General features: G+C 35.4%; 7 protein-coding genes and 1 pseudogene. 7 read left to right on the top strand and 1 reads right to left on the bottom strand.

Annotated features, from left to right (window positions below; translation table 11 throughout):
• Nucleotides 1–63 precede the first annotated feature (63 nt).
• The 6 genes and pseudogenes from ACNQF6_RS07020 to bglX all read left to right on the top strand — a co-directional run bounded on the left by ACNQF6_RS07020 (nt 64) and on the right by bglX (nt 9,096).
• Entirely contained in the window at nt 64–1,152 is a 1,089-nt protein-coding gene (locus ACNQF6_RS07020) for a family 16 glycosylhydrolase (RefSeq protein ID WP_417964538.1), read from the top strand.
• Nucleotides 1,153–1,284: 132 nt separating this feature from the next.
• Nucleotides 1,285–2,084 (top strand): annotated as a pseudogene (locus tag ACNQF6_RS07025) (endonuclease/exonuclease/phosphatase family protein).
• Nucleotides 2,085–2,087: 3 nt separating this feature from the next.
• Complete coding sequence (locus ACNQF6_RS07030) at nt 2,088–3,551, top strand: glycoside hydrolase family 30 protein (protein ID WP_417964539.1); 1,464 nt, start codon at nt 2,088–2,090, stop codon at nt 3,549–3,551.
• A gap of 20 nt (nt 3,552–3,571) precedes the next feature.
• Nucleotides 3,572–5,029 carry a glycoside hydrolase family 30 protein gene (locus ACNQF6_RS07035; protein ID WP_417964541.1) on the top strand — a complete coding sequence of 486 codons (1,458 nt, stop codon included), beginning with the start codon at nt 3,572–3,574 and terminating at the stop codon, nt 5,027–5,029.
• Nucleotides 5,030–5,061: 32 nt separating this feature from the next.
• Nucleotides 5,062–6,801 carry a cellulase family glycosylhydrolase gene (locus ACNQF6_RS07040; RefSeq protein ID WP_417964543.1) on the top strand — a complete coding sequence of 580 codons (1,740 nt, stop codon included), beginning with the start codon at nt 5,062–5,064 and terminating at the stop codon, nt 6,799–6,801.
• Between the two features lie 69 nt (nt 6,802–6,870).
• Nucleotides 6,871–9,096 carry a beta-glucosidase BglX gene (gene bglX, locus ACNQF6_RS07045; RefSeq protein ID WP_417964545.1) on the top strand — a complete coding sequence of 742 codons (2,226 nt, stop codon included), beginning with the start codon at nt 6,871–6,873 and terminating at the stop codon, nt 9,094–9,096.
• Nucleotides 9,097–9,316: 220 nt separating this feature from the next.
• Here the strand turns inward: bglX and ACNQF6_RS07050 are convergent, their stop codons facing one another.
• Nucleotides 9,317–11,647, bottom strand: a complete 2,331-nt coding sequence (locus tag ACNQF6_RS07050) for a glycoside hydrolase family 3 C-terminal domain-containing protein (RefSeq protein ID WP_417964547.1) — start codon at nt 11,645–11,647, stop codon at nt 9,317–9,319.
• A 322-nt stretch (nt 11,648–11,969) separates the two neighbouring features.
• Between ACNQF6_RS07050 and ACNQF6_RS07055 the strand changes: the two genes are divergently transcribed.
• Nucleotides 11,970–12,725: an NUDIX hydrolase gene (locus tag ACNQF6_RS07055; protein WP_417964549.1), complete on the top strand. Its 756-nt coding sequence runs from the start codon at nt 11,970–11,972 to the stop codon at nt 12,723–12,725.
• The last annotated feature ends 141 nt before the right edge of the window (nt 12,726–12,866 follow it).

Consider the following 12,866-nt stretch of genomic DNA (forward strand, 5'->3'; position numbering starts at 1 on the left):
GCTCAGAGTGATCAAAAATTCTGAGCTTTATTTTAAGCATTAATCTTAAAAAGTTTTTAAAGGATGAGGAATAATCGGGTACTTCAATTTTCGAAAAATAAGAATTATATGTTTTTATTGGCTTTGGCTAATTTTTTCCTGTTGTTTTCTTGCAGTGGTAGCAATAATAGTGAAGATGAAACAGTAACAGTGCCTTCAAATCTTTCGGTTTCAGCGACAGTAGTTGGAGTAACAACACAAAATCCAAACGGCGATGGCAGCGGAATAGTAAATTTTAACCTCAGTGCAACTAATGCGACTTCTTATAAAATTTTACTTGGTAATGGAGAAACTAAAGAGCTAACAAATGGAAGTTTTATTCATACCTATACAACAGCGGGTACTCATACCTATGTTATATATGTGTCAGCATATAATTCAGGACAGTTTGTTTCTTCCACTATTTCAGTAACGGTTTTTGTGGGTTCTGCTTTAGTTTGGTCAGATGAGTTTAATGTCAATGGTGCTCCCGATAGTTCAAAATGGGGTTATGATTTAGGTGCTGGTGGCTGGGGAAACAATGAATCCCAATATTACACGAACAGGCCTGAAAACGTTATTGTTCAAGATGGTTTGTTAAAAATTAAAACGCTGAAAGAAAGTTTTAGCGGAAGCAATTATACTTCGGCTCGAATTCTTTCAAAAGATAAATTTTCGTTCAAATACGGAAGAGTGGAAATTAAGGCAAAACTGGCTTTGGGTGCTGGAACTTGGTCTGCATTATGGATGTTAGGAAGTAACATAAGCACAACTGCTTGGCCCGCATGTGGAGAAGTTGATATTATGGAGCATGTTGGCAACAGCCAAAACAGGGTTCATGGGTCTTTGCATTCTCCCGGACGTTCAGGAAATACACCTGATACAAGCACGGTTATGGTTCCTAATGCTTCAACAGAGTTTCACATTTATTCTATAGATTGGTCAGCAACATCAATTAAGTTTTACGTTGACAATCAATTGTTTTATACGTTTGCAAATTCGGCTAGTCTTCCTTTTAATCAGAATTTTTTCTTAATCATAAATTGTGCAATGGGAGGGAATTTTGGCGGAGCAATTGACCCTAATTTTACGGCTTCCACTTTTGAGGTAGATTATATTAGGGTTTATAATTAAATATGTTTTTGTTAGGTCTTCATTGGGGGCTTCTATTTGTAAGTTGGATAGAAGTTCTAATGAAGAATATGAATTTAAAATAAAAAAATGAATCAGGTAAAAAAAATAATTGTTTCGGTAGTTTTTCTGCTAATGGGAATTTTTTCTAATGGGCAAACATTGAAAGTGATGACGTATAATATTCGCTTAGATGTCGCCAGTGACGGAGAGAATGCTTGGAGTCTTCGCAAAGATTATTTTATTTCTCAAATTCAATTTTACAATCCTGATATTTTTGGAGTCCAAGAAGCAAAGCCCAATCAGGTTATTGATATTGCAACGTCACTTTTGGAATATAATAATGTAGGTATTGGAAGAGACGGAATTGGGCAAGGAGAATCGTCCAATATTTTTTATAAAAAAAAAGATTTACAGTTAAAGAAAGCAATACGTTCTGGCTTTCTGAAACACCCAACACAATTTCAAAAGGTTGGGACGCTGCCTACAATAGAGTTTGTACGTATGCACTGTTTAAAGATTTGAAAACAAAGCAACTCTTTTGGGTTTTTAACACACATTTGGATCACATCGGCGAAGAAGCCAGAACCAAAGGAATCCAATTAATTCTTTCGAAAATTAAGGAACTAAACACAAAAAATTATCCTGTAATTCTTATGGGTGATTTAAATTCAGAGCCTAAAGAGGACAGAATAATACTGCTTAAAAAAGCAATGGATGACGCAAGAGAAGTTTCGAAAGAGAAACCTTTCGGGCCTTATGGAACATTTAATAATTTTAAACACAACCAACCCGTAACTAAATTGATTGATTATATTTTTATTTCGAAGAATAGCATTTTGAAAGTAAAAAAATATGCCGTTTTGAGTGATTCAAAAGACTTGAAATATCCATCAGATCATTTGCCGGTTTATGTTGAAGTAAACTTTAAATAAATTATGAACACTATAAAAAACACTATGAAATTTTTAGTTGTATTAACCCTTACGTTGCTTATGTCAAAGTGTTCTCCGTCTGGAGATACTGTTGATCCGGCTCCAGCACCTACCCCAACTCCGCCAGTGGCAGTCACAAGTGAAATGGATTTTTGGTTGACAAAAGGCAATCAAAGTGCGGTGCTTCAAAAACAAACATCAGTTTTAGCATTTGGCACAGCCTATAATACCTATGCTAATATTGAGGTTGACGATTCTAAAGTGTTTCAAACAATCGATGGTTTTGGATATACCTTAACGGGAGGAAGCGCTCAGGTTATTAATCAATTAAATACCCAAAAGAGACAAGAATTATTAAAAGAATTATTTGGAACCAATGACAATTCTATTGCAATAAGCTATTTAAGAATTAGCATTGGCGCATCCGATTTGAATGCCGCGCCATTTACGTATGATGATTTAGCAAGCGGACAAACGGATATGAATCTGGACAATTTTAGTTTGGCGCCAGATAAAACGGATTTGATTCCAATGCTGAAAGAAATTTTGGCAATCAATCCAAATATTAAAATAATGGCAACTCCGTGGTCGCCTCCAGTTTGGATGAAAGACAATAATGGTTTTGTTGGCGGAAGCTTGAAGCCGGAATATTATGCGGTTTATGCAAAATATTTTGTAAAATACATTCAAACTATGAAAGCCGAAGGAATTGCTATTGATGCTGTTACGCCTCAAAACGAACCCTTGCATCCGGGCAATAATCCTAGTATGTTGATGATTGCATTACATCAGGCTGATTTTATAAAAAATCATTTAGGTCCTGCTTTCAAAACTGCAAACTTATCGACTAAAATTGTGGCATACGACCATAATTGTAACAAACCGGAATATCCTATTGCAGTGCTGAATGATCCAGGAGCAAATCCTTATGTTGATGGTTCTGCCTTTCATTTGTACGAAGGAGATATAAGTGCTTTGTCTACAGTTCACAGTGCTTTCCCCAATAAAAACATCTATTTCACGGAGCAATACACGTCTTCAACAGGAAGTTTTGAAGGGGATTTGAAATGGCATGTAAAAAATGTAATTATCGGCTCGATGCGTAATTGGAGTAAAACAGCATTAGAATGGAACTTAGCCAATAATGCTTCTTTTGGACCAAATACTCCGGGCGGTTGCACCACTTGTAAAGGTGCATTGACAATTAACAGCAGTGATAGTTTTACAAGAAATGTAGGATATTATATCATTGCTCACGCTTCTAAATTTGTTCCTTCAGGTTCTGTGAGAATTTCGAGTAACTTTAGTGGGAATTTGAATAATGTGGCTTTTAAAACGCCTAGTGGGAAAAAAGTTTTAATTGTTGAAAATGATGGAAATACTTCCGAAATTTTTAACATTAAATACAATGGAAATTGGATAACAACTTCACTGGAAGCAGGTTCAGTAGGAACATATATCTGGTAAATAAAATAGATAATAATATCATGAAAAGAATAACGACAGTAGTACTTTTGGCAACATCTTTTTTTGCTTTTTCTCAGCAAAAAAGCCAAGCTAAACTTAAATCTTTTTCTACAAAAGACAAAACGATTACCGTTTATACTACAGCAGAAAATACAAAATTGCGATTAACACAAACCGATAAATTGAGTTTTAGCATTTCCAAACAGCCTTTAGAAACAGAGATTTCTGTTTTTGTGGAACCAACTAAAACATTCCAAAACTTCATGGGAATAGGCGGAGCAATCACGGATGCCAGTGCTGAGGTTTTTGCAAAATTGAGCAAAGAGAAACAACAGGAACTTTTGAATGCCTACTATGATAAAGAAAAAGGTATTGGGTATTCGTTATTAAGAACCACCATTCATAGTTCTGATTTTTCGAGCGGAAGCTACACGTATATCAAAGACGGAGACAAGGATTTAAAAACGTTCAATATTGATCACGACAGACAATATCGCATTCCAATGCTTAAAGAAGCCATAAAAACGGCTGGTGGAAAATTATTGCTTTATGTTTCGCCATGGAGTCCTCCCGCTTTTATGAAAAGCAATGGCAACATGCTAAAAGGAGGAACGTTACTTCCGGAATACTATCAATCTTGGGCAAACTATTATACGAAATTTATCAAAGCGTATGAGAAAGAGGGAATGCCAATTTGGGGATTGACCGTTCAAAACGAACCTATGGCAACCCAAACCTGGGAATCATGTGTGTATTCTGCAGAAGCCGAAAGAGATTTCTTGAAGAATTTCCTTGGGCCAACAATGAAAAAAGAAGGTTTAGGAAGTAAAAAAATTGTGGTTTGGGATCACAACCGTGATTTGATGAACCAGAGAGCCAATGTTATTTTTTCTGATCCGGAAGCTTCAAAATATGCTTGGGGAATGGGATTTCATTGGTACGAAACTTGGGCAGGAGGAGAGCCAATGTTTGATAATGTTCGAAAAGTACACGAAGCTTATCCTTCTAAAAATTTAATGTTTACCGAAGGTTGCGTCGAAAAATTTGATGCTAAGAAATACCAATTTTGGGCAAACGGAGAACGATATGGAACTTCTATGATTAATGATTTTAATAATGGAACTGTGGGTTGGACGGATTGGAATATTCTTTTGGACCAAAATGGTGGACCAAATCACGTAGGGAATTTTTGTTTTGCACCCATTCATGCAGATACTAATTCAGGAGAATTAATTTACACACCTTCGTATTATTACATCGGACATTTTTCAAAATTCATTCGACCAGATGCTAAAAGAGTTAGTACAGCAGTAAGTCGAAGCAGTTTGATAAGTACTTCATTCCTGAATAAAGATGGAAAAATGGTTACTGTAGTAATGAATCATAGCGATAAAAGTGTTACGTATAATTTAATTATTGCTACTGAGAAAACGGTTGTTGTAATTCCTGCTCATGGGATTCAAACATTAGTGTATTAAATTTTAAACGGTCTTATTCTAAAACCTACTTTATGAAGAAAATAGTTTTAATGGTCTTTATTTCTTTTTCAATAGCCTCGTTTGGACAGGGATTTTTACATAGAAATGGACAAGAAATTGTCGATGGAAACGGGAGAAATATTGTGTTGCGCGGTTTGGGATTGGGCGGATGGATGGTTCAGGAAGGATATATGCTTCAAACCGGTTCATTTGCTGGTCCTCAACATATAATTAAGCAAAAAATAACGGATTTAATTGGTGCTAAAAACACCAAAGAATTTTATGATGCTTATAAAGCAAATGGAATAACAAAGAGAGATATTGATTCATTGGCGGCTTGGGGTTTCAACTCTGTTCGTTTGCCAATGCATTACAATTTATACACATTGCCTCTTGAACAAGAAGCGGTTTCTGGTCAGAATACTTGGCTGGAGGAAGGTTTCAAAATGACCGATGATTTATTAAACTGGTGTGCTGCCAATAAAATATATCTGATTTTGGATTTGCATGCAGCTCCGGGTGGACAAGGAAAAGACGCTAATATCTCTGATTATGATTCTGCAAAACCATCACTTTGGGAAAGTACGGCCAATCAGGATAAAATGGTGGCGCTTTGGGAAAAATTAGCAGAGCGTTACAAAGACAATCCTTGGATAGGAGCTTATGATATTATCAATGAACCCAATTGGAATTTTACGGGAACAAATCAAAATGGTTGCGATGAAACATCGAATGCGCCTTTAAGAGCCTTGCAAGTTAGAATTACAAATACCATTCGAGCCATCGATAAAAATCATTTAATTTTCATTGAAGGGAATTGTTGGGGAAATAATTACAACGGAATGTTTCTGCTTTGGGATGAAAATATGGCGTTGAGTTTTCATAAATATTGGAATCAAAATGACACAGCTTCGATACAAAAAATGTTGGATTACAGAACCCAATACAATGTTCCAATTTGGTTGGGAGAAAGTGGTGAAAATTCTAATGTTTGGTTCAAGGAAGCCATCTCTCTAATGGAGACAAATAATATTGGTTGGGCTTTTTGGCCAATGAAAAAAATTGAAAATTTAGCTGGAGTTACTTCGGTTACAAAAACTCCTGAATACGATCAATTGTTGAAATATTGGAATAATGAAAGAGCGAAGCCTACTGTAGATTTTGCCAAAAAAGGAGTAATGGATATCGCTGAAAACTTCAAAATGAAAAATCTTACCATCAGATATGATGTGATTGATGCGATGTTCAGGCAAGTTCAAACAACCGATACTAAGAAATACAAAAATCATTCTTTGCCAGGGAAAGTATTCGCAACAGAATATGATTTAGGACAAAACGGATATGCTTATTTGGATAAAGATGTCGCTAATTATGACGGGACAAAGTTTACTAAATGGAACAAAGGTGGAATGATGCGAAATGATGGAGTTGATATTGAGTCTTGCAATGATACAATGACAAATGGATTTCAGGTTGCTTTTATTGAAGATGGTGAATGGTTGCAATACACCGTTGAGGTGAAAGCTAAAACTACTTTTGATGTTGCTATTCGTTATGCGAGTGAGGCTTCAGGTGGAAAACTTTATTTAGAAGATGAAAACGGGAAAATCTCTGAAATAATAACAATTCCATCTTCAGGCGGAAAAGACAATTGGAAAACGGTGATTTTAAAAAATGTACTTTTAAAACAAGGAACGAATAAAGTTAAAATACATTTCGAAAAAGGAAATTTCAATTTGAACTTTTTGGAATTTAAAAAGGCAAAAAAATAAAAGCGTACAAGACTATAAACTCGTTTCATACTATTCTAAATAGCTAGTGAAACAACAAAGAAATTTGAAATGAAAAAAATAGGAACTACAGTTCTTTTATTGGTTTGTTTTATTGGGTTTTCCCAACAAAAAACAATTGACCAAAAAGTGAATGCTTTGCTAAAGCAAATGACACTCGAAGAGAAAATAGGACAGCTTAATCAATATACGGGAAACAATCAAGCGACTGGACCTATAACCATAAATCCAAATAAGGAAACCGAAATTAAAAAAGGTTTAATTGGTTCGATGTTGAATGTCTTAGGAACTAAATATACGCGACAGTATCAAGAATTAGCGATGCAATCTCGATTGAAAATCCCATTGTTATTTGGTCAGGATGTAGTGCATGGATACAAAACTACTTTTCCACTTCCTTTAGCAGAAGCTGCAAGTTGGGATTTAGAAGCGATGGAACTTTCAGCAAGAATTGCCGCTGTAGAAGCATCTGCAAGTGGAATTCACTGGGCGTTTGCACCCATGGTTGATATTTCTCGTGATCCGCGTTGGGGACGAGTAATGGAAGGTGCTGGAGAAGATACTTATTTAGGTTCAAGAATTGCTTACGCCAGAGTCAAAGGTTTTCAGGGTAATTTAGGCGATGTCAATTCGGTAATGGCTTGCGTGAAACATTTTGCTGCTTATGGAGCCGCTGTGGGCGGGAGAGATTATAACTCGGTTGATATGAGCGAAAGAATGCTTTGGGAAACGTATTTGCCTCCTTTCAAAGCAGCATTAGATGCAGGTGCCGCCACTTTTATGAATTCCTTTAATGATATTAACGGAATTCCGGCTACAGCAAATAAATACCTGCAAAGAGACATTCTTAAAGGAAAATGGAACTTTCAAGGTTTTGTAGTTTCTGATTGGGGTTCGATAGGAGAAATGGTCAATCACGGATATTCAAAAGACAATAAAGAAGCCGCGTTACAAGCCATAACTGCAGGAAGTGATATGGATATGGAAAGCAATGCGTATCGATACCATTTAGCGGAATTAGTTAAAGAAAATAAAGTGCCAATTGCCTTGATTGATGATGCCGTAAAAAGAATTTTGCGCAAAAAATTTGAATTAGGACTTTTTGATGATCCTTATAAATACTCGAATCCGGAGAGAGAACAAGCTGCATTAAACAATCCGGAGCACAGAAAAGCAGCAAGGGATATTGCGGCAAAAAGTATCGTGTTATTGAAGAATGAGAAAAACATTTTACCACTTTCCAAAAACACAAAAACAATCGCTTTTATTGGGCCTTTGGTTAAAGAACACAAGCAAAATATGGGTTTTTGGGCTGTAGAATTGCCAGAACTGGATTATGACAAACAAGTGGTTTCGCAATGGGAAGGTGTTCAAAATAAAGTAAGTAGTTCAACTAAACTGCTTTATGCCAAAGGGTGTGAAATTGAAGGGGATAACAAAGATGGTTTTGCGGAGGCAATTGCTGTTGCCAATCAAGCGGATGTTGTGATTTTGAGTATTGGTGAAAGAGCAGATATGAGTGGCGAAGCTAAAAGTCGCAGTAATATCCATTTGCCTGGAGTTCAGGAAGAACTGGTAAAAGCGATTCAAGCAACTGGGAAACCTGTTGTGGTTTTGATTAACGCGGGAAGACCGCTTGTTTTTAATTGGACTGCAGATAATGTCCCAGCAATTGCTTACACCTGGTGGTTAGGGAGTGAAGCAGGAAACGCCATTGCTGATGTTTTGTTTGGCGATTACAATCCTTCGGGGAAATTGCCAATGTCTTTTCCAAGGGAAGAAGGACAAATTCCTATTTATTACAATCATTTTAATACAGGAAGACCAGCTCCAAATGAAACGGCTTTCAATTATGTTTCTGCGTATACTGATTTAAAAAACAGTCCTAGATTTCATTTTGGCTTTGGATTGAGTTATACCACTTTCGAATATTCAGATTTGAAGTTATCCAAAAATAAAATCAAGAGTACGGAAAGTATCGCCGTTTCATTAAACGTAAAAAATTCTGGAAAAGTAGCTGGTGAAGATGTAGTTCAGTTGTATTTGAGAGACAAAGTTGGATCTGTGGTTCGACCAATAATTGAACTGAAAGATTTTCAAAAGATAAAACTGACTGCAGGTGAAACAAAAACTATCAAATTTATCATTGATAAAGAAAAATTATCTTTTTATAATGTTGCACTACAATGGATTGCTGAGCCAGGAGATTTTGATTTGATGATTGGTTCTTCTTCTTCAGATATTCGTTTGAAAACGACTTTTGAATTACTAAAATAAAAAAACTCAATCGACAGTATTTCTAAGAATACTATCGATTGAGTTCTAAAATAAAAAAAAAGTATTGACTCTACATCTATTGCCTAATGAACTTGTAGTTATGGTATTTAAATTAGGAAAATAGATTTGATACGAGAGAATTTAATCCAGATGTGCTCTATAGACGATATCCAATTAAATTCTTTTTCAATACTTTTTTAACAACAATTAATAACAATTTTTAATTTTGGTTGACAGCTTTCAAAATACCATCCAGATTTTCTTCTGTAAATTTCCCTCCAGATAATAAAAGGAATTTATTTATTGGCATATCGGCTAACATAGCTTCTAAAAATGAAGCTGCTTTTTTCTCATCTTCCGTTTCTGGTTTTTTATTTGCACCAGTGAAACTTTGAACTAGTTGTTCGTATATCGCTTGACTATTTGGAGAATTTTTAAACTCTTTAAATAGTGATTCACGTGTTAGTACTATTTTTGCAGCTTTTGTAGATTCAATAGTGATGGTTTGTTTTAAAGGTAAATCACGAGAGGAACTTCCAATAAGGATATCAAAGTTTCCTGATTTTATAGCCCAATCATGAGATTTTGAATTAAAATAAGCAAAGTCACGAGAAGTTAATTGAAATGTAACTGTTTTTTCTTCTCCGGCTAGCAATGCTACTTTTTCAAAGTGTTTTAGTTCGTTTTCGGGTCTTGCCACCTCGCTTTCTTGTTCATGAACATATAGCTGGACTACTTCTTTTCCCGCAATTTTACCTGTATTTTTCACTTTTACTGAAATGGTGATTGCATCAGAATCTTTAGCTGATGTAGTATTGGCTTTAATATCAGAATACGAAAAAGAGGTGTAACTCAAACCATATCCAAAAGGGAAGTTAGGTTCGATTTTCTTTTTGTCATAATAACGGTATCCAATAAAAATTCCTTCACCATAATTGGCATTTCCATCTTTTGAAGGGAAATCCATTGCAGTTGGAGTGTCTTCCAAGCGTGCAGGAAAGGTTTCAGATAATTTTCCAGAAGGATTTACTTTTCCAGTCAACACGTCAGCAATAGCACCACCACCGGCTTGGCCACCAAGATACGCTTCAACAATTGCAGCAACATCGTTTTTCCATGGCATAGAAACAGCAGCGCCATTCATCAATACCACTACAATGTTTTTGTTAACTTTTGCTACTTCTGAAATCAATTTGTTGTGACCTGCAGGCAAGTCCATGTTATTTCTGTCAAAACCTTCTGATTCATAACTGTCCGGTAAACCAGCAAAAACAATTACTAATTCTGAATTTTTTGCATTTTGAACAGCTTCAGCAATTTTAGCATCATCTGTTTCTCCAGCAGTATTATACCCTGTTGAAAAGGAAAATTGAGTTCCTTTTACCATTTTTTGTAATTCATTCAATGCATTTACAATTTGTGTAGGTCGCACTTGTGAGCTTCCTGCTCCTTGATAACGTGGGTTTTTTGCAAAATCACCAACAATAGCTATCTTTTTCACAGTTGATTGCAACGGTAAAATCGCATTGTCGTTTTTCAATAAAACAATGCATTCGCCACTTACTTGTCTGGCTAATTCATTATGTTTTACTTTATCTACAACAATTCCTTTTTTGTGGCTGTCTTTTGCTTTTAAAGTAATGACAAGTAAATCAGCTACAATTTCGTCTAGTCTGGCTTCCGCCAAAGTTCCTTTTTTTACTGCTTCAACAATTTTTTTATCATTAAATCCTCCGCTTGCAGGCATTTCTAAATGCAATCCGGCATCGACTCCTAAAGCTCTTTCATTTACTGCGCCCCAATCAGAAACCACAAAACCTTGTAAGCCCCATTTTTGCTTTAGCATTTGATTCAATAAATAGGAGTTTTCAGAAGCATATGTTCCGTTAAGTTTATTGTAAGAACACATTACTGTCCATGGTTGTGCTTCTTTTACGGCCATTTCAAAGGCTGGAAAATAGATTTCGTTCAAGGTACGTTCGTCAACATTAGAACTATTAGACATACGTTCTGCTTCTTGACTGTTTGCCGCAAAGTGTTTCATGGAAGTTCCTACGCCTTGACTTTGAACTCCATTTATAAAACCGATAGCAATTTTTCCGGCTAGAACTGGATCTTCAGAAAAATATTCGAAGTTTCTTCCTCCAAGAGGCGAACGCTTCATATTAACTCCGGGTCCTAACAATATTTGAACATCGTTTGCTTGAGATTCAACTCCTAAGGCTTCACCCATTTTTTGTGCCAATGCTGGATTCCAAGAAGAAGCAAGTGCAGATGCTGTTGGAAAGCAAGTGGAAGGAACACTATTAGTAAAATCAAATCCTTCTGCTTTACGTAAACCATGCGGTCCGTCCGTCATAAAAATAGAAGGAATTCCTAATCTGGTAATTGCTTTTGTAGACCAAGCTGTTTCACCAGAACACAAAGAAGCTTTTTCTTCTAAGGTCATTTGTGAAACTAATTTTTTTGCTTTAGCGCGGTAATCTATTACTTGGGCATACGATTGTGATGACAATGTAAGTCCAATAAGTAGTAAAATGATTTTTTTCATAGTCTTTAGTTTGGTTGTTTTTTGGTAACTATTTTAAATAACTAATCATATGTGTTATTTTGACGCAATGTACATCTTTTTTTGATTCACAAAACATTTACTGTAAAATTTCACAATTTTTTTTCATAAATGATTTTTTTTACTATTTTTTTATCTAAATGTGTTTTCTTGTCAAATGGATTTGTTTCTTTGCCGAAATATTTTTTTGTTTAAACCAAAAAGCAACGATGAGTTTTCAAAATTACACGCACTTTTATTTTCTTTAAAAAAATAAACTAAATTGCGTCTTTCAAAGGGTATATTAATTACTAGAATAAATCACATGTTAAAAACCATTTTAGATAACAAGGAAGACTATCAGCCGGGTTTATCGATAGATTGTGTGATTTTTGGATTTCATGACAATCAGCTTAAAGTGTTATTAATAAAAACAAAGTACAGTGATAAATGGGCTTTGCCAGGAGGTTTTGTATCTGTAAACGAGGGTATTGATGAGGCTGCTGTCACTGTTTTACATGGCAGAACAGGATTGAAAGGGATTTTTCTGAGGCAGTTTTCTACCTTTGGAGCAGCTAGAAGATGTAGTGTTGATGTTAGTAATGCTGTTCTGGATTTTTACGGAATACCTTTGGACGAGGGTAAATGGTATGCTAGCCGTTTTGTAACGGTTGGGTATTATGCATTAGTCGATTTTTTACAAACGGTTCCACAACCTGATGGGAAAAATGAAATCGTGGAGTGGATTGACCATAATGTGGTACCGGAATTGATTTTGGACCACAGACAAATACTAGATACGGCATTAGAAACCCTTCGCATGGAGTTAAATCTAATGCCGGTAGGCTATAATTTACTTCCTGAAAAATTTACTATTCCGGAATTACAAAAATTATATGAAACCATTCTAGGAAGAAAGTTAGACCGAAGAAATTTTTTACGTAAAATAACGGCAATAGGCATTTTAACAAAGTTGGACGAAAAGAAAAGTAATGTAGCCCATAAAGCTCCAAATTTATATAGTTTCGATAAAGAAAAATATGAAGAAGTTGTTAAGAATGGATTGACTCAAGGGTGGTAATCTTAAAAATGAACATAAAAAAACTCCATTAGAAATAATGGAGTTTTTGTGTATTGCTATTTTTTTTGTTGGGGTTAACTAATCTTTTTGTTTAACCTCCAACTTTTGAACTTGATCCTATTACAGGAGGGGGAAATATTT

This window comes from Flavobacterium pasteuri (genome assembly GCF_048286615.1).
Classification (GTDB): domain Bacteria; phylum Bacteroidota; class Bacteroidia; order Flavobacteriales; family Flavobacteriaceae; genus Flavobacterium.